The organism is Caulobacter endophyticus, from assembly GCF_003116815.1.
GTDB lineage: Bacteria > Pseudomonadota > Alphaproteobacteria > Caulobacterales > Caulobacteraceae > Caulobacter > Caulobacter endophyticus.
In genome coordinates, this window is the sequence record NZ_QDKQ01000019.1 from 11,688 (window position 1) to 31,281 (window position 19,594).

A 19,594-nucleotide genomic window follows, 5' to 3' on the forward strand; every position below is an offset into this window, starting at 1 on the left:
CCTCCCCCTTCTCAGGCCTCGACCGTCGCCTTGTAGGCCTTGGCCACCGGATGCAGACGCGCCTCGATCGCCTCGTTCAGGGCCGCCCGGAAGCCGGTCATCCCGGCGTTCACCGGCTCGAACACGTCATAGCTGACCGAGCATGGATCGCCGCCGGGGAACGGCGGATCGGGATTGTACTGGATCGACAGCTGCGCCTGCTGCGAAGCCAGCTGCGCCTTCTCTTCGGCATCCGGACCGCCGGCCAGGTCGGCGACGATCGTCTGGACCATGAAAAGCGACTCGTCGATCGAGGACGATATGCCCGCCCCGGTGATGCGATTGCCGTCCCTGACCCAGCGCGGGCAGCCGTTGACCACCGTCACCTTCGGAAACAGCTTCAGGCACTCGATGAAGCCCCAGTGGGTGGTGGCCTTGTAGCCGTCCAGCAGGCCGGCCGAGGCCAGCAGCAGGCCGCCCGTGCAGACCGAAACCACGTAGCGCGCCTTGCCCGCCCGATCGCTCAGGAAGTCGAGCAGCGCCGTGTCGCCGATGGCGTCCTGCAGGCCATTCCCGCCGCCGGGCACGAACAGCATGTCGATGTGAGGGGCGGCGTCGTACGCGTACTGCGCCACCACCTTCAGCACGCCCGAGGTCTGGATCGGGTCGGTGCTCGCCGCCACGGTGGCCACCTGGATGGTCCGCCCGATCACCTCGCCGTCGAAGAAGGCGAACACCTCGTGCGGCCCGGCGACGTCGAGGATGTCGACGCCGGGATAGAGGACGATGCCCACCGTGAAGGGCGGAAGCGGCGGGGCGGTCCCTGGGGCGGTCCCAGGGCCTGTCATTGCCACACCGCGATGAAGGAGGCCGTCACCCCGGCCGGTTCGCCGTTGTGCGGCTTGGCCCGCACGATGGTTCCGACGATCGACGGGACCTGATCCACGCCGTCGGGCCACATGTAGCCCGGCCAGCCATGGTAGTCGTATTCCCACCCCGCCGTGGGCGTACCGTCACGGCCGAAGCCCTTGATCGCGATCGTGGCCGGCCCATCGCAATCGGGATCAACCGCGCCCTTCAGGTCCAGCACGTAGCCGCCGCCCATGTCGAGCGTGCCCAGTATGACCCGCGGGTTGGGGGTCTCAAAGGTGAACACCCCCTCGCCGAAGATCAGGCTGAGCGCGGTCTGGGCGTCGTCGCCGACCAGCTCGGGATTGTTGAGATAGCTGCGATAGGTCCACTTGCCGGCCAGGGTCATGGCCTTCCTCCCTCGACGCGCCAGGTTCTAGTAGGCGTGAACTTCCACGCCCAGCAGTTCGGGCTCGGCCCGCGTCGCGCCGGACGGGGCGCCGTGGTCGTGCGGCGTGTTGGCGTTCGACAGCAGCCGCGGCTTGAGGCGCACCAGCCGGATGTTCAGGCCCGTGCTCGGCGCGGCGGCGGTCAACCCCTTGGCCGTCGCCAGCTTGGCCAGCGGCGGCGAGATCGGCACGGTGAAGGTCACCGGCCGGGTCACCAGGTGCTGGCCGAACATCGACAGGGTGGTGACGAAGCCCGGCGAGTTTACGCCCACCGCCTCGCTCTCGGGGGTGTTGACCACCACCGCCAGATCGTGGCCGTGCTCGAACGGCGGCAGCTCCACCGTCAGGGTGGCCAAGAGCTTGGGCCCGCCCGTCTTGGCCGCTTGGCTGAGCAGCGCCTGCGGCACGGCGACGTCGCCCGAGGCCAGGCTGGCGGGGGTGGGCGCCTTCAGCTTGCCGGCGAACAGCTGCGGCTTGGCCGCGACGGCCGCCTTCAGCCGCCCCGGACGCGGCGGCGGCACGACGTTCTCGCCCGAGCCCGGCTGATAGTCGTAGTCGAAGGCGCCGATGGTCTCGTAGGCCCCGGCCACCTGCTGGGCGGCCGGCAGCGGCTTGCCGTCGGAGTCGCGGAAGAACAGGAACGGCTCGGCCCGCCATTGGCCCAGATCCCCGCGCGGGTTCAGGTAGTTGGGATTGTCGTCCGGCAGGGTCGGATAGCCGTAGCCCTGCTGCTTGCGCGTCCAGACGTCCCAGATGCGGTCGATATTGGCGTGGTGCAGGAAGAACAGCGGGTCCACCGGCGACAGGTTGGACTGCATGAAGCCGTCGCCGAAGGTCGTGTTGCCGTTGGGGTCGGTCCAGATGCCGCCGACGCAGTTGTGCACCTTGTTATGCGGCTGGCCTTCCATCACGCCAAAGCCAGTGATGCTGCTGTGGAACTGCGACTTGGGGCTGGCGAAGCCGATGAAGTCGCGCGGCGCCAGGGCGTTGTCGAGCATCCAGGACGAGACGGCGCGGTTGGTCACGTCGTCGAAGCCCGGTCGCTGCGGGGTCGAGCCGCGCGAGTTCGGCGGCGCGAAGAACATCGGCCCGCCCTTGGGTCCAATGTCGAACAGCAGATCGGCCGGGAAGCGCAGGCCGCGGATCAGCAGTTGCTGGTTCTGGTCGTTGCTGAGACCGGCCCAGAACTTCTCCAGCACCGGGCCGAAGGTGCGGTTGAAGGCGTCCAGGCTCTGGATGTAGCCGGGATAGGTGCTGGGGTTGAGCACGCCCTGGAACATCTCGGCCGGCACCTGCGGACTGGCCGTCCAGTCCCAGTAGGGGAAGGCGAAGCTGTTGTCGCCGCTGAGCTTACGCACGACCTGTTCGAACCAGCCGACATAGCCTCGGTGCCAGACCACGAACCACCAGTTGCCGTGCGGGCAGTCGACCGTGTGGGTCAGGGCGTGGTTGTACCAGTTGTAGGGATGCTCGGGCGGCAGCTTGAGCATGATGTCGATGGCCCGGGCGTAGCTGGCCAGGGCGCGCTTGCCTTCCGGGCTGGCGACGTTCCAGCGCCGCCAGCGGGCCTTGGTCGGTGCGGCCGGCTGGGCCAGGGCCTGGCCGGCGGCCATGGCGCCCACGACGGCGGCGCCGCCCGCCATCAGGTCGCGGCGCGACGGGGCGGAGAACGGGCCGGGGCCGGCGGAATCCTGGGTCATGGCGCGGACTCTCTGTTTTTTCGGATTGAATTTCGGGATCAGGAAGGCTCGCCGGCGCGGCCCCGAAAGGCCGCGCCGGGCGGTCGTCAGTGGTGGCCGTGGGACACGCCGCCCGCGCCGTCGGGCAGCACGATCTGGACGTTCTGCATCATGCCCTGGTCCTCGTGGTCGAGGATGTGGCAGTGCAGGACGTACTCGCCGATGTAGCGCTGGTAGCGGGTGCGGACGATCAGGGTGTAGGGCAGGTACGGACCGCTGTCGGCCTTCTGCACGCTCTTGACCCACAGGGTGTCCTTCCACGCGCCCTTCAGGCCCGGATACTGCGGGTCGGGCGGGCCGGGGCCGAAGTCGTCGACCGCGCCGGGCGCGCTGACGTCCTTGCCGGTCGGATCCAGGATCTTGACGATCTGGAACGGGTTCACGTGGATGTGGAACGGGTGGCTGACGAACTCAGAGCGCAGCTCCCACTCCTGGGCCGTGCCCAGCACCAGGGTGCGGTCGACGCGATCGGGCGCATAGGGACGCGGGGCGTAGTCCTGAGACCCCACCTCGAACTGCACCGGCATGTTGGTGTTCTGGCCCGGGATGGCGATGTTGAAAAGCACCTTCTCGGTCTCCGAGCCCTTGATTTCGGCTTCGGTGATCGTCGGGTGCGGCACGAAGCGGGTCAGCTTCAGGCCGTTCTTCAGGTCGGCGACGACGCTGGCCTTCACATCGGCCGGCATCTGGGCGTTGGCCGCGGCCACCAGCTCGCCGGTGACGAAGGCCGGGATATCCTTGACCTCCTGGCCGGGCGAGACGCTGACCTTGCCCAGCAGGCGCGTGCCGACGGCGATGCTGTTGACCGTCGCGCTGGGCGCGGTGTCGGCGTCGAGCATGCAGTAGTTCCCCGCCTTGGGGAAAACCACCAGCACGTCGTTGCGATAGCCAGGCTGCAGGGTGGCGACCGTGGTCTTGCGCGCCTGGGCGTCGGTCAGGCCGTCGTCGGCGACGATGTAGAACGGCACAGGATCGCCGATGCAGTAGGTCTTCTGGAAGGCCGGGCCGTCGGCCGCCGCCAGGCGCTCCATGGCCGCCGGACCGCCGTCGGCCATCTTCACGAACTGCAGCGAGATGGTGTCGCGCACGCCAGCGTGGATCATCCGCCAGCGGGCCAGCTCGCCCTGCCTGGCCGGCAGGGTGGCCAGCACCTGGCCGTTGATGCTGGTGTAGCGGCCCGACTGGCCCCAGCTGCCGGGGCCAAAGCCGTTGCCGTTGGCGTCGCTGTAGAACTCGATCACGCCGGTGTCGCCAGGATCGCAGACCCACTCGACCACATTGCCCTTGGCGTCGGTCCTGACCTTGATGTTCCCGCTCTTGTCGAGGCACGCGTACTGGATCTGCTGGAACACCAGCAGCTTTTCCGGGATCGGCGCACCGTTCTTGTAGAGCAGGGTGTCGAGGTCGCCGTTGGCGCCCGGCGTCGGCTTGCGGTCGCCCTTGATCACCAGCGCTCCGGCCATGCCGCTGGAGACCTGCAGCGCCGTCGAGCCGTGACGATGGGTGTGATACCAGAAGGTGCCGGCCGGATGGTCGCGCGGGATGTTGTATTCGTACTCGAACTTCACCCCAGGATTGATCGACAGCAGCACGTTGTCGCTGTTGCCGGTCGGGCTGACCCACAGGCCGTGGCTGTGCAGGTTGGTGCCATTGTAGCAGTGCGGCACATTGATCAGCCAGTTGGGGTCGGTGCAGCTGGGATCGGCCGGCAGCCGGTTGTCCAGCGCCACCCGCACCGTCTCGCCCGGCCGCGTCAGGATCGTCGGCGCCACATAGGGCGTGGTCGGCGAGACGTCGGTGCCGTTGTAGCTGCGCAGGTGGACCTTGTCGTAGCGACCGTTGGCGGGGTTGTAGAGCTGGCCGTCGGTGTAGACGATGTTCAGGGCCAGGCGCCGGTCGCCCGTGATTGGCGTGGTCGCCGGCGGGATGACGTAGCTCCGGTCGCCCGAGGCCGTGCCGGTGATGGCCAGCAGCTGGGTCGTCGCCTTCAGGGACGGATTCTGCACCGCCTGCTCGATCGGCGCGCCCAGCAGACGCGGATTGTCGACCAGCCGGTCCTGAGCCGAGGCGCTCGCCGCCTGCAAGGCCAGGGCGACCCCCAGCGCTCCGGCCGTAGACATCCCCGCCGAACGCCTAAAGCGCCGGTCGCGCACGCGCCCACACGCACCGCTCATCGCAGCCTCCCCGAACAATGTTCCCCGAGGCTGAATACTACCTAAGCGATAACCCTGCGAAAGCTAAATTTTTGTGCGATTTCGCACACGCCGCCCCTATCGACGCCCCATCAGCGCCAGGCGTAGTTGAAGCTGACGCTGATCCGCTGCTCCTCGGCCTGGTTGGGCGTCACCTCGTGGCGCAGCCAGCTCTCCCACATCAGGATCGTGCCCGGCTCGGGCTGCACATAGACGAACGGCTGCAGGGTCTCGGGCGCATCGTCCAGGCGGGTGGGTGCGGCCATCATCATCGGCAGGCGCGGATCCTCGAATTTCAGGGCCGAGGCGCCGGGCGGAATGGTCACGTAGACCGTGCCGGAAATCACGCTGTGAGGATGGATATGGCCGGTGTGCTGGCCGCCCGGATCCAGGATGTTGATCCAGAAGCTGTCCATCACCAGCTTGCCGCCGGCCAAGTCGAAGCGCAGGTCCTTGGCGAAAGCGGCGGCGTGCTTGTCGAGCTTCTTCTTCAGCTCGGCGAACAGGCTGTCGCGCTGGGGCAGGTCGTCCAGCGACGCGTAGGAAGTATAGCCCAGATAGCCCTTGCGCTCGGCCCAGGCCTGGCCGGCCTCGTCGTCCTCGGCCACGGCGATGCAGGCGTCGTGCAGGTCGTCGATGAAGGCGTCGAACCCCTTCTCGCCGGACAGGGAGGCTTCATAGAGCGGGGTGACGAAGAGCGAACGGCTGGTCATGGCGCGCCTCATAGCGCCCGAGCGCGTTGACGACAAACCACGAATGGAACATCATGGGAACATGGCTGACGGCGATCACACCCTGAAGATCAATGCGGCGCTCGCCGAGCGGCTGAGGGCGGTGTCGGACGGCCTCGGCAAGAGCGTGGACGAGTATGCTACTCAGCTTCTCGACGCCTTCACCGGCCTCGATCCCCGCAAGCACGACGAAGCCTATTGGGGCGAAGTGCAACGTATCTGCGATGAGACCGAACGTGACGGCGGCATTCCTTGGGAGCAGGCGCAAACCAGACTGCGAAATTTCGGCCAGCAGCGCTGAGCCGTGCGCAGCATCGCGCTTTCCAGGCTCGCGGGGATCGATCTTGATCGCCTGGAGGCTTGGCTTATCAAGAACAGCGCCTCTTATGCTGCGGATCTCGGCGTCACGTTGGATCAAGCGATCTCCAGCTTGCAGGAATTTCCAGAACGGGGTCGGCATTCTGGTTTTGGCGAACTGCGTGAATTGATCGTGCCATTCCGCACCTGGAGCTACGTGATCACCTATTCCGTGACTGTCAGCAGCGTGATCATCGCGCGCATTCATCACGGCCTGGAAGATCGCTGAACCCGCCGGACTCGCCTATATCTGCCTCCGTGACCGACACCACCGCCGACATCCCCTCCCCCGCCGAACCGCCGAAGCTTTCCGGCGCCGCCCTGATCAAGGACGAGGTCACGCGCCTGCCCGATGGGCCGGGCGTCTACCGGATGATCGGCGACGCCGGCGAGGTGCTGTACGTCGGCAAGGCGAAAAGCCTCAAGAAGCGCGTGGTGCAGTACGCGCAAGGCCGCTTCCACACCAACCGCATCGCCCACATGGTCGACGCCACCCGGGCCATGGAGTTCGTCACCACCCGCACCGAAGCCGACGCCCTGCTGCTCGAGATCAACCTGATCAAGCAGCTAAAGCCGCGCTTCAACGTGCTGCTGCGCGACGACAAGAGCTTTCCCGAAATCCTGATCCGCCGCGACCACGACGCGGCCCAGCTGCGCAAGCATCGCGGCGCCCACGCGATCAAGGGCGACTATTTCGGGCCGTTCGCCAGCGCCTGGGCGGTGAACCGCACGCTCAACACCCTGCAGAAGGCGTTTCTGCTGCGCTCTTGCAGCGACAGCGTCTACGAGACGCGCGACCGGCCTTGCATGCTGCACCAGATCAAGCGCTGCGCAGCGCCCTGCACCGGCCTGATCAGCCTGGAGGACTACGGCGCCCTGGTCGACCAGGCCGAGGCTTTCCTGAGGGGGAAGTCGCGCGCGGTCATGGGACAGATGGCCAAGGAGATGGAGGCTGCGGCCGAAGACCTTGAGTTCGAGCGCGCCGCCCGTCTGCGCGACCGCATCCGCGCCCTCGCCGCCGTCGCCCAGGAAAGCCAGATCAATCCCGAGACCGTGGAAGAGGCCGACGTCGTCGCCCTGCACGTCGAGGGCGGACAGGCCTGCGTGCAGGTCTTCTTCTTCCGGGCGGGCCAGAACTGGGGCAACCACGCCTACTTCCCCCGCATCACCGGGGCGGCCGAGGACGAAGAGGAAGGCGTCACCGAGGAGCAGCGGATCATCACCGCGTTCCTGGGCCAGTTCTACGACGACAAGCCGATCCCGCGCCTGATCCTGGCCAACGTCCAGCCGGCCGACTCCCAGCTCCTGACCGAGGCCTTCGCGCTGAAGAGCGGCCGCAAGGTCGAGATCGCCGTGCCCAAGCGCGGCGAGAAGGCCGATCTCGTGGGCCACGCCCTGACCAACGCCAAGGAGGCTCTGGGCCGCCGCATGGCCGAGGGCAGCGCCCAGACCAAGCTGCTGATCGGCGTCGGCGAAGCCTTCAAGCTGGACGGCCCGCCCGAGCGGATCGAGGTCTACGACAATAGCCACATCCAGGGCACCAACGCCGTGGGCGGCATGATCGTGGCCGGGCCGGAAGGCTTCATGAAGGGCCAGTACCGCAAGTTCAACATCAAGAGCACCGAGCTCACGCCCGGCGACGACTACGGCATGATGAAGGAGGTGCTGCGCCGCCGCTTCGCCCGCCTGGTCAAGGAGGAGGAGGAAGGCGACGACGCCAACCGTCCCGACCTCGTCCTCGTCGACGGCGGCAAGGGCCAGTTGGACGCGGCGCTGGAGATCATGGCCGACCTCGGGGTCGACGACATCGCCGTCGTCGGCGTCGCCAAGGGTCCCGACCGCGACGCCGGGCTGGAGCGGTTCTTCATCCCCGGCCAGACCCCGTTCATGCTCGAGCCCAAGTCGCCGGTTCTCTACTACCTGCAGCGCCTGCGCGACGAGGCCCACCGCTTCGCCATCGGCGCCCACCGCACCCGCCGCAGCATGGATCTGAAGAAGAACCCGCTCGACGAGATCGAGGGCGTCGGTCCCGGCCGCAAGAAGGCCCTGCTGCACGCCTTCGGCTCGGCCAAGGGCGTCGGGCGGGCCGGCGTCGAGGACCTCGTGAAGGTCGACGGCGTCAGCCAGGCCCTGGCCGAGCGCATCCACGCCTTCTTCCGCAAGGGCTGACCCGCCTACCCAAAACGCGCCCGCCGCGATTGACAACACCGTTCTGCGAACGCAACCTTAAGGGCGCTCTGGAAAAGCATTCAACCTGCCACGTGGCGCGACCAACGCGCCGCGCCGGAGCCGTTCGGGGGAAACATCGCCATGACCATTCTGCCGTTCCTGCGGGGCCGCGGCTTCGCGCGCCCGCTCGCCTCGGCCTGCGCCGACACCGAAGCGCCCAAGCCGATACCGTCCGAGCTGTCGGTGATCCGCCTGCCGGCCGATCACTACCTGCATCGCGACGCCCCCACCGAGTGGTGGTGGCACATCGGCACGCTGAAGGCCGGCGACCGGGTGTTCGGCTTCGAGATCAACGCCGCCTCGTTCCAGGGACGGGGCTTTGGCTTCTCGCAGATCATGCTGACCGACGTGGCGGCCCAGAAGCACTACCAGCGCACCACCACCTTCACCCCGCCGGCCGGCTACGATCCGGCGACCTGGGCCGAGCACGACGTCAACCGCGACTGGCGCGTGCGCCTGGGCGATCCCAACAGCCGCCTGACCGCGATCAAGGTCACCAGCCCCGGCTCGGGCTACGATCCGGTGGCCACCACCGTAACCGTGACCGGCGGCGGCGGCTCGCAGGCCATCGCCTGGCCGCTGGTCGACCCGACCACCGGCGCGATCCTCTCTATCCAGCTGACCAATCCGGGCCGCGGCTACACCTCGCCGCCGCACATCGTCATCAACGGCAAGGGCTCGGGCGCCATGGCCGAGGCGGTCCACACCTACATCACCATGGACGCCGCCTGGGGCGACCCGACACAGAACATGGCCGTGGTCACCAAGCTGACCGACGACGCCACCGACACCGAGATCGTCTTCGACCTGACCATGTCGCAGAATGGTGCGCCCTTCGTGGTCTGGGGCACCGGCGTCACCCAGATCCTGCCGCCGGCCAGCGGCTCGCACCTGCAGACCGGCAACTACTACTACTCGCTGACCAACATCGCCGCCTCCGGCACAATCAGCATCGACGGCGAGATCTTCGAGGTCACGGGCAAGACCTGGATGGACCACGAATACGGCTTCTTCGGCACAGCCCAGAACCCGGTGAAGTGGATCCTCCAGAACGCCCAGCTCGACAACGGCTGGTCGCTGTCGAACCACTATGTGCTGTCGGCCGGCAACCCGCCGCCCAAGCCCGGCGAGCCGGTGCCCTGCGAGGTCACCCTTCAGGATCCCGAAGGCCGGATGTACGTCGCGCCCGGCGTCATGACCGCCGAACGCCCGTGGACCAGCCCGGCCTCGAAGGTGACCTACTATCTCGACTACCAGCTCGACATCGCCGGCTTCGACGCGGTGCTGAACTTCAAGGCCCTGGTGGCCAACCAGGAGTTTCCGCTGCCCACCGGCTCGATCTACGAGGGGATCGCCTCGGCCGAAGGCAGCTTCCAGGGCAGGCCCGCCACGGGCACGGGCTGGATCGAACAGGCGCTCTGAGGCGACCCTGGCCGCGGAGGGCGAAGGTCCTTCGCGGCCCTTCTGTCTAGAAGTCGTTGCTCCAGCGCTGCACCGAGGCCAGCGGCAGCCACGCCTCGAAAACCAGGCCGTCGGCGCGGAAGTCGAAGCGCGAGCGGCCCTTCAGCTCGCGCTGGGTCAGGTTCTCGATCAGCCGCGCCCCGAAGCCCAGACGCTCGGGCTGACTGACCGCCGGGCCGCCGCTCTCGCTCCAGGTCAGGCGCAGCTGGCGGGCGTCCTGGTCGACGCTCCAGCGCAGGTTCACCCGTCCCTCGGCCGCCGACAGGGCGCCGTACTTGGCGCTGTTGGTCGCCAGTTCGTGCAGGACCATCGACAGCGACACCGCCACGTGCGGACTGAGCGCCACGCCGGGCCCCGAGGCGTCGATGCCCTCGCCGTGCGCCTTGACGCAGATCGCCGCGACGTCGGTCAGGTCGGCCTCGTTCCAGCCGGTGCGGGTCAGGAGATCGTGCGCGGCCGAGAACGCCACCAGACGCTCGGTGAATATCCGCACCTGCTCGGCGTCGAGCTTGGCGAAGGTCTGGCGGGCCAGCGACTGCACCGTGGCCAGGTTGTTCTTCACCCGGTGGTTCAGCTCGTTGATCATCACCGCCTGGCGCGCCTCGCGGGCCTCCAGCTCGTGCGAGGCGGCGACCAGGGCCTCGCGCACCGCGGCGATCTCGGCCAGGCCGCCGCGCTTGCCGCCGTCCAGCGGCCGTCCCTCGCCGATCGCGCCGGCGTCCTCCACCAGGCCCACGACCTCGCGGTTGATGCGGTTGGCCAGGAACAACGCCATGCTCACCCCCAGCAGCAGCAGCAGCGGAAAGATCGCCGCCGTGCCCCAGGCCGCCGCCACGCCGACCTTCGCGACGTCGGCGCGGGGGATGGCCACCACCAGCGTCCAGCCGGTGCGCGGCGAGCGGGTGTAGGCCACGCGGGTCTTTACGTTGTCGAGCGACACGCTCTTGCTGACCCCCTCGTTCGAGCGGGCGAGGTTGCGGGTCATGTCGGGCGAGGCGCTGGCCCCGGTGAAGCGCTCGTTGCGCACCGAGCGGGCGATCACCTTGCGCTGGTTGTCCAGGATCGTGGCCACCCAGCGGTCAGGCGCGCGCTGCTGGCGGAACACCGAGGTGAAGCTGGCCGCCTCGACCACGTAGGACACCACATAGGGCTCGCCCTTGATGTCGACCGGCGCGCCCACGGTCACCACGTGACGCTGAGCCATGGCTCCCATGCGCAGGTCCGAAACCTGGGTGCGGCCCGCCGCGCGGGCGGCGACCATGTAGGCCGGCGGCGGGGTCTTGGGCAGGGCCGAGCCCCAGGGCGCCAGGGTATTGACCCGCTGCTGGCCGTCGGCGGCCGTCACCACCACCCAGCCGGGACGGTTCAGCGTGGCGCGCCGGGCCCGCAGGTCGAAGGCCTTCCAGTCGCCGTTCAGCAGAGCCTGGTCGGTGGCCAGGGTCTCGGCCACGGCCACGCCCTCGGCCACCTGCCGGTCGACCGCGCCCGACAGCGCCCGGGCGGTGGCCAGCAGCTGTTCTTCCAGCTGGTCGCGGTTCTGGCGGTTGGAGCGTTCGAGCAGCAGGCCGGTCGCCGCTAGGGCGGGCGCCAGCAGGCTGACGGTCAGCAGCACCAGCAGGCCGCGGACCGAGCCGCGCAGGCCCCGGTGCGAGGTCGCCGGGGGCTCGGAAGAGTTGGACGCCATGGGCGGATTTACGCGGCGGCCGCCAGGAGGTTGCAGCCAGCCCCAAGGATCGCGCCGTTCGTCAGCCCCGCCATGCCCCTGCTCCCCTGCCCGGATGACGCGACCTTACGCGATGCGTCGGCGCTGTCACCCGGTAAGAAACCCACGTTACGCGTCAACCTCAGGCGTCGGTGCGGGTCTTCAGCAGCGCCAGGGCGACAAAGCTGATCCCCGCGGCGACCGCCAGGTAGATCCCCACCGGCGCCAGGCCGCCCTGGGCGGCCAGGGCGGTGGCCGCCATGGGCGTCAGCCCGCCGCCGATGATGCCGCCGATGTTGAAGGCCATCGAGGCGCCGGTGTAGCGCACGCGGGTCGGGAACAGTTCGGGCAGCCACGAGCCCAGCGGGCCATAGACGAAGCCCATGGCGAACAGGGCCAGAGACAGGAAGGCGCAGATCAGGCCCAGCGAGCCGGCGCCCATCATCACCGGCAGCAGCGCGCCGGCGGCCACGGTCATGGCGCAGCCGGCCATCAGCACCCGGCGCGGCGTCGTGGCGTCCGACCAGTAGCCCGAGACGACGATGCCGCCGGCCATGAACAGGATGGCGAACAGCTGCACGCCTAGGAACAGCTGGCGATCATAGCCCAGGGTCTTGGCGCCGTATCCAAGGGCGAAGGCCGTGGTCAGGTAGAAGAGCGCGAAGCAGCAGACCACAGCGAAGGTGCCGCCCAGGGTTTCCTTCCAGTGGCGCTTCAGCAGTTCGGCGATCGGCGCCGCGGCCGGCGGCTCGTGGGCCAGGGCGGCGGCGAAGGCCGGGGTCTCGGTCAGCTTCAGCCGCACCCACAGGCCAAGCCCCACCAGCACGGCGCTGGCCAGGAACGGCAGGCGCCAGCCCCAGGCCATGAATTGTTCGGCGCTCAGCAGCAGGCCCAGGATCAGGAAGAGGCCGTTGGCGGCAATAAAGCCCACCGGCGCGCCCAACTGTGGGAACATGCCGAAACGGGCCTTCCAGCCGGGAGGCGCGTTCTCGACCGCCAGCAGCGCCGCCCCGCCCCACTCGCCGCCCAGACCAAAGCCCTGGCCGAACCGCAGCACGCACAGCAGCGCCGGCGCCAGCCAGCCGGCCATCTGGTAGGTGGGCAGGAAGGCGATCAGCAGGGTCGAGCCGCCCATCAGCATCAGCGACGCCACCAGGGTCGACTTGCGGCCGATGCGGTCGCCGAAGTGGCCGAAGGCGATCGCGCCGACCGGCCGGGCGAAGAACGCCACCGCCAGGCTGGCGTAGGAGGCCAGAAGCTGCATCGAGGCCGAGTGCGACGGGAAGAACAGCGGCCCGAACACCAGCGAGGCGGCCGTGGCGTAGATGTAGAAGTCGTAGAACTCCACCGCCGTGCCCACCAGGCTGGCCAGCAGCACGCGGCGGGTGGAATTGGCGGTCGGGTCGGCGCTGGCGGTCATGGCGTCCTCGGAAACTTGACCACGGCTTGGCTCCACCCGTCCGCCACGTCAACCATCCGAGAGAAGAAAATCACCCGATCCAAACAGGAAATTCGCACGAACCAGTGAGATTTCTTCGCGCGAACCTCGTTTCAAGGAAGAGGATTGCCCCGCCGCATCAACGGCGGGGCGGCGTCCTCAGCGGGCCGAGAAGCCCCCGTCCACCAAGTGATAGCTGCCGGTGATGAACGAGGCGCGGTCCGACAGCAGGAAGCAGGTCAGGGCAGAAACCTCCTCCGGGCGGCCAAGGCGGCCTGCCGGGTGCAGGCCGATCAGGCCGGCGCGGGCCTCGTCGGTCATCTCCGAGTGGATCAGCGGGGTCTCGATGAAGCCCGGGCCCACCGCATTGATGCGCACGCCCTGCGGGGCGTACTCGATGGCGGCGGTCTTGGTCATGCCGACCACCGCATGCTTGGACGAGACATAGGCGCTGGAGCCGGCCCAGCCGTGCGTGCCCAGGATCGAGGCCATGTTGACGATCGAGCCGCCGCCGGCCGCCAGCAGGGCCGGGATCTCGTACTTCATCGAGTAGAGCACGCTGTTGAGGTCGACATCGACCACGCGCTTCCACTGGTCGAGCGGATAGTCGGCCGTCGGCACGTTGGGGCCGCCGATGCCGGCATTGTTCACCGCCAGGTGCAGCGCGCCATAGGTGTCGACCGCGAACTTGACCATGGCCTCGACCTGCACCGGATCAGCGACGTCCACCTTGAAGGCGCTGGCCGAACCGACCTCCTTCGCCAGGGCCTGGGCCGCGTCGAGGTTGAAGTCGGCGATCACCACCTTGGCGCCGCCGGCCGCCAGTTCACGCACCACCGCCTCGCCGATGCCCGAGGCGCCGCCGGTGACCAGGGCGACCTTGTTCGCGAATTCCGTGCTCATGAGGCTCTACTCCACTCACTGTTACAATGTACGCCCCGTGTCCTATTTGGGACCGGACGGTCCCAAGCGCCACCACCCTCACCGCCCATTTTTCCCGTGACGCCTTACGTGCGCATCGTCCTTGCGAGCCTCGCGGTTGACCCCTACGCAATCTCGATGAGTACCGCTTTGACGCCGACCAGGGTCGGCTCGCTGGCCGCGGATCAGGCCGTCCTTCTGGAACGCGATGGCTATCTGCTGCTGCGCGGCGCCGTGCCCGCGCCCTGGCGCGATCTGCTGCGCGCGGCCTTCGACACGGGCGTCGGGACCGGCGAGCAATGGGTCGCCCCCAAGGCGTCCGGCTGGCGCCACGCCCTGGTCGACCTGGATCCGACAGTGCGCGAGACCTGCCGACTGCCGGTCCTGCTGGCGACGGCGGCGCAAATTCTGGGCGGCGCCTTCTTCCTGGCCCAGATCGAGGGCCGCGAGCCCCTGCCGGGCGGCGGCCACCAACCCCTGCACCGCGACGGCGCGGGCCTGCGCGCCGCCTCGGCAATGGTCTTTCTCGACGACTATGGCCCGGCCAACGGCGCCACCCGGGTCGTCCCCCGCCCCCTCGATCTGGGCAAGCCAGACGAGGCCTTGTCCCTGACCCTGGCGGGCGGCGCCGGCGACATCTTGGTGTTCGACGCCGACCTGCTGCACGGCGCCACCCGCAACGTCTCGGGCGCACGACGGCGCTCGCTGCTGCTGAACTTCCTGCCCGAAAGCGCCCGGGCCGGCGAGGACGCCTATCGCGCCGTCCGCAACGTGCGCATGGACAACGGCGAGGTCTTCACCCCCTAAGCCAACAGGCTTGGCCGTTCTAGCGCATGCGCCATAGCCCTCTGGCGCGCTCATGCGTTAGAACGTCGCCATGAAAGCCCTGCCTAACATCCTGACCTCCGCCCGCCTGGTCATCGCTCTCTTCATGTTCGTGGCCTTGGCGGCCGCCGCCGGCGGCGTGCCGTGGTTCAGCGAACAGCTGACGGCCGACCAGCAGTTCTCGCTGCAGCGCTGGGCGTTCTGGGCCTTCGCGATCGCCGCGATCACCGACTTCTTCGACGGCTGGCTGGCCCGCAAGCTCGACGCGGTCAGTATCTGGGGCGCGATCCTCGATCCCATCGGTGACAAGATCCTGGTCTGCGGCGCCCTCCTGGGCCTGATGGCCCTGGGTCCCAACCCGCTGGTCATCCTGCCCGCCGGCCTGATCCTGTTCCGGGAATTCGCCGTCAGCGCCCTGCGCGAGGTCGGCGCCGGCAAGGGGATCAAGCTGCCCGTCACCCTTCTGGCCAAGTGGAAGACCACCCTGCAACTGGTGGCCATCGGCGGCGAACTGGTCGTGGTCTCCTGGGGCGCCTTCGACCTGCCGCAGGACCCCGCCTTCATCGAGCCGGTCTCCTTTGCCGTCCACGGCCTGCTCTGGATCGCCGCTATCGTCACCCTGATCACCGGCGCCCAATACTGGGAAGCCGCCCGCAAGGCCCTGGCCTGAACCAACCCAACCTGAGCGTCGCCGTAAATCCGACACACGCATAGAGCGACATCGTTCTCCCAAGGTCAGGCGGGGAGCGGCGCCAATGCGTGGCGTGCTGTGGTCGTGTCTCGTCCTTTTCCTCGCCCTCGCGCCGCTGGCCGCGCGGGCAGAGGGCCGGCTGGTCGATTTCGAGGTCGCCTCGAAACGCTTCGACGGCGCCAAGGTCGGGGTCTCGCCGGTCCGCAAGGTCACGGCCTATCTGCCCGACGGCTACGGGGCCGGGACCCGGCGCTATCCGGTCGTCTACTTCCTGCCCAACCTGTTCGACGGCCACCGCGCTATCTTCGAGCGCGATGGCGCCAAGGCGGCGCTCGACCGGGCGATCGCCGCTGGGACGGTCCCGCCGCTGATCCTAGTCTCGGCCGACTTCTCCACGCCCGCCGGCAGCTCGTTCTACGCCACCTCGCCGGTGACCGGCGACTGGACGGGCTTTCTGGCCAAGGATCTGGTGGACGCCGTCGACGGCCGCTTCCGCACCCTGCCCCGCGCCGAGGCGCGCGGCCTGCTCGGCGACCGCATGGGCGGCTATGGCGCGATCCGCACGGCCATGGTGGCGCCCGGCGTGTTCGGCTCGGTCTACGCCCTGCACCCCGTGGGCACGGGCGTTGGCCTGCAGACCATGAACTCGCGTCCCAATTTCGAGCGGCTGGCTCGTGCAAGGTCGCTGGACGACCTGGGCGACGACGGCTTCTCGCGGGTGTTCCTGGGGATGTACCAGGCCTTCCTGCCCAATCCGGACAAGCCCCCGTTCTATGTCGACCTGCCCGCCAGCGGTCATGGCGAGACCCTCGCAACCGATCCGGTGCTGACGGCGAAACTGCAGAACGCCTTCCTGCTCGACCGCCTGCTGCTGGTCCACGCCGCCGAGCTCAAGCGCCTGCGCGGGCTGATGTTCGACTGGGGCCGCTTCGACGGCAACGCCGACCACGTGGTCTCCAACCGCGCCTTCGCAGGCCTGCTGGAGGAGCTGGGCGTGCCCAACGAGGCCGAGGAGTACCGCGGCTGGTGGGGCGAGCGGCACTGGACCCAGGGCGGCCGCGTCGAAACCCGCGCCCTGCCCTTCTTCGCCAGGACGCTGGCGTTCGATTAGGGTGAGCCTTCAAGAACCTCCTCCTATGGGGGAGGCGGCCGAAGGCCGGTGGGGGGACGTTTTCAGTTGGTAGGGAGCGGAGAGGTTCGCAAAGACTTCCCCCACCGATCGCTACGCGATCGCCTCCCCCACAGGGGGAGGTTCCTGAAGAGACGTCCTACTCCCCCGCGATGATCTCTTCGCCGTCATCCTCTTCCGAAGGGCCGTACATCAGCCATTCGCTGTCGGGCCGGTCTTCACCGCCGGCTCGCTCGGCCTGCATCATCAGGGCCAGCCAGCGCGTCCCCGTCATCCGCAACACCATGATCGCCTCCAGGACTCAAGGTCGCTATTGAGATTGACTCGCAATAACGACCTGATCAAGACGATTTCGATGCGTAAGGTTCCTCAGAAACGCGCGGTCGCCGCCGACCTCCTACAAGCGCGCGCTCGCCGCCGACCTTTTAGAAGCGCGCGGTCGCCGCGCGACGCGCCATCAGCACGCGCTCGCGCCGGCGCGAGGCCTCGCGCTCCAGGTGCGGCGCAACCTCGGCGGCGCGGCGACGTTCTTCCGGCGTCCCGCTGACATCCAGGCGGCGCACGTTGTTCAGCAGTTGCGCCAGTTCGGCGTCCTTCAGATTGGGGATACGGTCGATCAACGTCATGGCCACGTTCCACTCAATTCAGCGATGTCGATAACCACAACGCCCGAAGAGCTTCAAAGGTCATGCTTGGCGGTCAAAAAATAAAATGCCGATATATCGCTTGCATGTAATTTGGCGACGGACTAAAAGCTCCCCATCGAATTCGCTGCCGCTCGATCTGCTATTCCATGCTTCTTTGATGAAGAAGCGCCGGGCCAGCCTCCGACCTCCAACGAAATTGATCGCTTCTCGGCCTACGTCGCGAGGCGCCCTGCACTACGATCTAAAGGACTACCCCAATGGCTATCGGCACCGTGAAATGGTTCAACGGCACCAAGGGCTTCGGCTTCATCCAGCCTGACGACGGCGGCAACGACGTCTTCGTTCACATCTCGGCCGTCGAGCGCGCCGGCATGACCTCGCTGAACGAAGGCCAGAAGGTCAGCTACGAGCTGGAACAGGACCGCCGCAGCGGCAAGGTCTCGGCCGGCCAGCTGCAGTCGGCCTAAAAGCCGCGCTGTTCAAGCGACCCGCGAACGGGCCGGCCTCGCGCCGGCCCGTTTTGCATTTTCGGGCCCTGTTTTGTTCGGGCGCGCCATTGGGTGGACGCCGCCGGCCGCCAAGCCTAGGTTCGCGCCGTTCGATCACCTGCGGCCCCACATGCGTCCGATCCGCCTCGCCCTCGCCGCCCTCGCCCTGCTGGCCCTGACCGCTTGCGGCTCGGTCTCGCGCGACGCCTTCAAGGCCAGCGACCTCGCCGGGCCGCCGCCATCGGGCCTGTCGGACATTCGTTTCAACGCCAGCGACGGCGCCGCCGGCATCCGCTTCGCAGACGCCGCCCGCACCCGCGCCCGCAACCAGCAGACATTCGACGTCCTGGCCCTGTCGGGCGGCGGCTCCAACGGCGCCTATGGCGCGGGCGTCATCACCGGCTGGAGCAAGACCGGCGAACGGCCCGAGTTCGACATCGTCACCGGCGTCTCCACGGGCGCGCTCACCGCCCCCTTCGCATTCCTGGGCTCCACCTGGGATGAGCGCCTGGCCGAGGTCTATACCGGCGAGGCCGCCGACCGGATCCTGCAGCCGCGCGGCCTGGGCGTGCTGTTCCATCCCAGCTTCTATGACAGCCGGGCGCTGAGCGGCCTCGTCGACAAGTACGCCGACGCCAACATGATGCAGGCCATCGCCGCCGAGCACCGCCGTGGACGCCGCCTGCTGATCGCCACCACCAACCTGGACACCGAGGAGACGGTGATCTGGGACATGGGCGCCATCGCCTCCAAGGGCGACGAGGCCTCGCGCGAGCTGTTCCGCGACGTGCTGGTGGCCTCGGCCAGCATTCCCGGCGTCTTCCCGCCTTCCCTGATCCAGGTCGAGGGCCACGGCCGGCGGCTGTCGGAGATGCATGTCGACGGCAGCGTCACCATCCCGTTCTTCGTCGCGCCGGAGTCGCTGCTGCTATGGACCGCCGATCGCGGCACGGCCAAGCCCGGCCGGATCTTCGTGGTCGTCAATGGCCAGATCGGCGGCGTGTTCGGCTTCACCAAGGGCGGCGCCCTGTCGATCGTCGGCCGCTCGTGGCAGACCATGAGCAAGGCCCTGATCCGCACCCACCTGGCCGCCAGCGCCAGCTTCGCCCAGCGCAACGGCGGCCAGCTGTTCTACAGCGCCATTCCCGACGCCGCCGAGGCCGACACCTCGGGTCTCGACTTCGCCGCCGACAACCGCAAGGCCCTGTTCCGCATGGGCTACGACCGCGCCGTCGCCGGCTGGGCCTGGAGCGTCGCGGCCGCCCCCGCCGAGCCTCCGCACGTCCCCGCGCCGCCCGCCAAGAGCGGACGCTGAAGCCGCAGCCCGCAATGACCCCCTCCACCCCCTACCCTGATGGCCACGACGCCCTGATCGACAGCCTTGAAGTCGATTTCGCCGCCAGGACCGTGCGCCTGCGCGTCCAAGTCTATCCCGAGCCTATTCACGCCGCCGAACGTATGACCATGACCCTGGACTTCAGCGGGGTGGCCAGCTTCGTGAGCACAGCCGACCTGCGTGAACTCGCCGAAAACGCCAGCGCCGGCCACGTCAATCACTGGCATCTCGCCGAGGGGCCGGGAGCGTCGCACATCTACCTCGTAGAGGGCTACATCACCGTGACCGCAGAGGCCGCGCCAGCCCTCGCGCCCGCCATCTAAGCCACACCGCTAACAGCGCTTTTCCAGTCTCCCCGACTCTGGGGTTGCGCCCGCCTGACTCCGTCTCTAAAGGGGCGGCTTAACCTGCAAGATGGTCGACAGCGGGCG

The 19,594-nt window shown here is 68.3% G+C and carries 20 protein-coding genes; 10 read left to right on the forward strand and 10 right to left on the reverse strand.

The features are described 5' to 3' along the window. Positions 1 to 11 precede the first annotated feature (11 nt). The 5 genes from DDF67_RS03580 to DDF67_RS03600 all read right to left on the reverse strand — a co-directional run bounded on the left by DDF67_RS03580 (position 12) and on the right by DDF67_RS03600 (position 5,921). Positions 12 to 827, reverse strand: a complete 816-nt coding sequence (locus DDF67_RS03580; RefSeq protein ID WP_109099574.1) for a DJ-1/PfpI family protein — start codon at positions 825 to 827, stop codon at positions 12 to 14. Beyond that, a complete protein-coding gene (locus DDF67_RS03585; RefSeq protein ID WP_109099575.1) occupies positions 824 to 1,237 on the reverse strand; it encodes a hypothetical protein in 414 nt (137 codons plus the stop codon). Before DDF67_RS03585 ends, DDF67_RS03580 begins: the two co-directional genes overlap by 4 nt. A gap of 27 nt (positions 1,238 to 1,264) precedes the next feature. Then, on the reverse strand, positions 1,265 to 2,977 hold the full coding sequence (locus DDF67_RS03590; RefSeq protein WP_109099576.1) for a tyrosinase family protein: 1,713 nt from the start codon (positions 2,975 to 2,977) through the stop codon (positions 1,265 to 1,267). Positions 2,978 to 3,063: 86 nt separating this feature from the next. Next, a complete protein-coding gene (locus DDF67_RS03595; protein WP_109099577.1) occupies positions 3,064 to 5,136 on the reverse strand; it encodes a multicopper oxidase family protein in 2,073 nt (690 codons plus the stop codon). Between the two features lie 164 nt (positions 5,137 to 5,300). Beyond that, positions 5,301 to 5,921 carry a TIGR02466 family protein gene (locus DDF67_RS03600; protein ID WP_109099578.1) on the reverse strand — a complete coding sequence of 207 codons (621 nt, stop codon included), beginning with the start codon at positions 5,919 to 5,921 and terminating at the stop codon, positions 5,301 to 5,303. A 61-nt stretch (positions 5,922 to 5,982) separates the two neighbouring features. On the opposite strand from DDF67_RS03600, the gene DDF67_RS03605 reads away from it, so the two are divergent. The 4 genes from DDF67_RS03605 (at position 5,983) to DDF67_RS03620 (ending at position 9,947) form a co-directional block, all read left to right on the forward strand. Further along, entirely contained in the window at positions 5,983 to 6,240 is a 258-nt protein-coding gene (locus DDF67_RS03605; RefSeq protein WP_146197947.1) for an antitoxin, read from the forward strand. A gap of 3 nt (positions 6,241 to 6,243) precedes the next feature. Then, positions 6,244 to 6,525: a type II toxin-antitoxin system RelE/ParE family toxin gene (locus tag DDF67_RS03610; protein ID WP_109099580.1), complete on the forward strand. Its 282-nt coding sequence runs from the start codon at positions 6,244 to 6,246 to the stop codon at positions 6,523 to 6,525. Positions 6,526 to 6,554: 29 nt separating this feature from the next. Then, positions 6,555 to 8,465: an excinuclease ABC subunit UvrC gene (gene uvrC, locus DDF67_RS03615; protein ID WP_109099581.1), complete on the forward strand. Its 1,911-nt coding sequence runs from the start codon at positions 6,555 to 6,557 to the stop codon at positions 8,463 to 8,465. A 141-nt stretch (positions 8,466 to 8,606) separates the two neighbouring features. Next, positions 8,607 to 9,947: a lipocalin-like domain-containing protein gene (locus DDF67_RS03620; protein ID WP_109099582.1), complete on the forward strand. Its 1,341-nt coding sequence runs from the start codon at positions 8,607 to 8,609 to the stop codon at positions 9,945 to 9,947. Positions 9,948 to 9,993: 46 nt separating this feature from the next. On the opposite strand, the gene DDF67_RS03625 is transcribed toward DDF67_RS03620, so the two are convergent. From DDF67_RS03625 to DDF67_RS03635, 3 genes are all read right to left on the reverse strand, one after another. Next, complete coding sequence (locus tag DDF67_RS03625) at positions 9,994 to 11,670, reverse strand: sensor histidine kinase (protein WP_109099583.1); 1,677 nt, start codon at positions 11,668 to 11,670, stop codon at positions 9,994 to 9,996. 160 nt (positions 11,671 to 11,830) lie between these two features. Beyond that, a complete protein-coding gene (locus DDF67_RS03630) occupies positions 11,831 to 13,108 on the reverse strand; it encodes an MFS transporter (protein ID WP_109099584.1) in 1,278 nt (425 codons plus the stop codon). Between the two features lie 177 nt (positions 13,109 to 13,285). Then, entirely contained in the window at positions 13,286 to 14,029 is a 744-nt protein-coding gene (locus DDF67_RS03635; RefSeq protein ID WP_109099585.1) for an SDR family NAD(P)-dependent oxidoreductase, read from the reverse strand. A gap of 156 nt (positions 14,030 to 14,185) precedes the next feature. Here DDF67_RS03635 and DDF67_RS03640 point away from each other — a divergent pair, with 156 nt between their 5' ends. The 3 genes from DDF67_RS03640 to DDF67_RS03650 all read left to right on the forward strand — a co-directional run bounded on the left by DDF67_RS03640 (position 14,186) and on the right by DDF67_RS03650 (position 16,674). Continuing rightward, on the forward strand, positions 14,186 to 14,854 hold the full coding sequence (locus tag DDF67_RS03640) for a phytanoyl-CoA dioxygenase family protein (RefSeq protein WP_109099586.1): 669 nt from the start codon (positions 14,186 to 14,188) through the stop codon (positions 14,852 to 14,854). A 70-nt stretch (positions 14,855 to 14,924) separates the two neighbouring features. Beyond that, positions 14,925 to 15,542, forward strand: coding sequence for a CDP-diacylglycerol--glycerol-3-phosphate 3-phosphatidyltransferase (gene pgsA, locus DDF67_RS03645; protein ID WP_109099587.1), 618 nt, complete (start codon positions 14,925 to 14,927; stop codon positions 15,540 to 15,542). A gap of 85 nt (positions 15,543 to 15,627) precedes the next feature. Then, on the forward strand, positions 15,628 to 16,674 hold the full coding sequence (locus DDF67_RS03650) for an alpha/beta hydrolase-fold protein (protein ID WP_109099588.1): 1,047 nt from the start codon (positions 15,628 to 15,630) through the stop codon (positions 16,672 to 16,674). Between the two features lie 157 nt (positions 16,675 to 16,831). On the opposite strand, the gene DDF67_RS25685 is transcribed toward DDF67_RS03650, so the two are convergent. Then, the gene (locus DDF67_RS25685) at positions 16,832 to 16,978 is read right to left on the reverse strand and encodes a hypothetical protein (protein ID WP_165832140.1); all 147 of its coding nucleotides are present in this window, start codon (positions 16,976 to 16,978) and stop codon (positions 16,832 to 16,834) included. A 139-nt stretch (positions 16,979 to 17,117) separates the two neighbouring features. Beyond that, a complete protein-coding gene (locus DDF67_RS03655) occupies positions 17,118 to 17,318 on the reverse strand; it encodes a hypothetical protein (protein WP_101711208.1) in 201 nt (66 codons plus the stop codon). 278 nt (positions 17,319 to 17,596) lie between these two features. Here DDF67_RS03655 and DDF67_RS03660 point away from each other — a divergent pair, with 278 nt between their 5' ends. From DDF67_RS03660 to DDF67_RS03670, 3 genes are all read left to right on the forward strand, one after another. Further along, a complete protein-coding gene (locus DDF67_RS03660) occupies positions 17,597 to 17,806 on the forward strand; it encodes a cold-shock protein (RefSeq protein ID WP_101711207.1) in 210 nt (69 codons plus the stop codon). Between the two features lie 151 nt (positions 17,807 to 17,957). Next, the gene (locus tag DDF67_RS03665) at positions 17,958 to 19,142 is read left to right on the forward strand and encodes a patatin-like phospholipase family protein (RefSeq protein ID WP_109099589.1); all 1,185 of its coding nucleotides are present in this window, start codon (positions 17,958 to 17,960) and stop codon (positions 19,140 to 19,142) included. Between the two features lie 14 nt (positions 19,143 to 19,156). Next, the gene (locus DDF67_RS03670; RefSeq protein ID WP_109099590.1) at positions 19,157 to 19,486 is read left to right on the forward strand and encodes a hypothetical protein; all 330 of its coding nucleotides are present in this window, start codon (positions 19,157 to 19,159) and stop codon (positions 19,484 to 19,486) included. The last annotated feature ends 108 nt before the right edge of the window (positions 19,487 to 19,594 follow it).

Excerpts from the sequence above, each read along its gene's own strand:
- DDF67_RS25685 (WP_165832140.1), bottom strand. The coding sequence starts at position 16,978 with ATGGTGTTGCGGATGACGGGGACGCGCTGGCTGGCCCTGATGATGCAG.
- DDF67_RS03670 (WP_109099590.1), top strand. The coding sequence starts at position 19,157 with ATGACCCCCTCCACCCCCTACCCTGATGGCCACGACGCCCTGATCGAC.
- DDF67_RS03590 (WP_109099576.1), bottom strand. The coding sequence starts at position 2,977 with ATGACCCAGGATTCCGCCGGCCCCGGCCCGTTCTCCGCCCCGTCGCGC.
- DDF67_RS03635 (WP_109099585.1), bottom strand. The coding sequence starts at position 14,029 with ATGAGCACGGAATTCGCGAACAAGGTCGCCCTGGTCACCGGCGGCGCC.
- DDF67_RS03620 (WP_109099582.1), top strand. The coding sequence starts at position 8,607 with ATGACCATTCTGCCGTTCCTGCGGGGCCGCGGCTTCGCGCGCCCGCTC.
- DDF67_RS03585 (WP_109099575.1), bottom strand. The coding sequence starts at position 1,237 with ATGACCCTGGCCGGCAAGTGGACCTATCGCAGCTATCTCAACAATCCC.
- DDF67_RS03605 (WP_146197947.1), top strand. The coding sequence starts at position 5,983 with ATGGCTGACGGCGATCACACCCTGAAGATCAATGCGGCGCTCGCCGAG.
- DDF67_RS03600 (WP_109099578.1), bottom strand. The coding sequence starts at position 5,921 with ATGACCAGCCGTTCGCTCTTCGTCACCCCGCTCTATGAAGCCTCCCTG.
- pgsA (WP_109099587.1), top strand. The coding sequence starts at position 14,925 with ATGAAAGCCCTGCCTAACATCCTGACCTCCGCCCGCCTGGTCATCGCT.
- DDF67_RS03660 (WP_101711207.1), top strand. The coding sequence starts at position 17,597 with ATGGCTATCGGCACCGTGAAATGGTTCAACGGCACCAAGGGCTTCGGC.
- DDF67_RS03625 (WP_109099583.1), bottom strand. The coding sequence starts at position 11,670 with ATGGCGTCCAACTCTTCCGAGCCCCCGGCGACCTCGCACCGGGGCCTG.
- DDF67_RS03580 (WP_109099574.1), bottom strand. The coding sequence starts at position 827 with ATGACAGGCCCTGGGACCGCCCCAGGGACCGCCCCGCCGCTTCCGCCC.
- DDF67_RS03650 (WP_109099588.1), top strand. The coding sequence starts at position 15,628 with ATGCGTGGCGTGCTGTGGTCGTGTCTCGTCCTTTTCCTCGCCCTCGCG.
- DDF67_RS03640 (WP_109099586.1), top strand. The coding sequence starts at position 14,186 with ATGAGTACCGCTTTGACGCCGACCAGGGTCGGCTCGCTGGCCGCGGAT.
- DDF67_RS03595 (WP_109099577.1), bottom strand. The coding sequence starts at position 5,136 with ATGTCTACGGCCGGAGCGCTGGGGGTCGCCCTGGCCTTGCAGGCGGCG.
- DDF67_RS03655 (WP_101711208.1), bottom strand. The coding sequence starts at position 17,318 with ATGACGTTGATCGACCGTATCCCCAATCTGAAGGACGCCGAACTGGCG.
- DDF67_RS03630 (WP_109099584.1), bottom strand. The coding sequence starts at position 13,108 with ATGACCGCCAGCGCCGACCCGACCGCCAATTCCACCCGCCGCGTGCTG.
- DDF67_RS03665 (WP_109099589.1), top strand. The coding sequence starts at position 17,958 with ATGCGTCCGATCCGCCTCGCCCTCGCCGCCCTCGCCCTGCTGGCCCTG.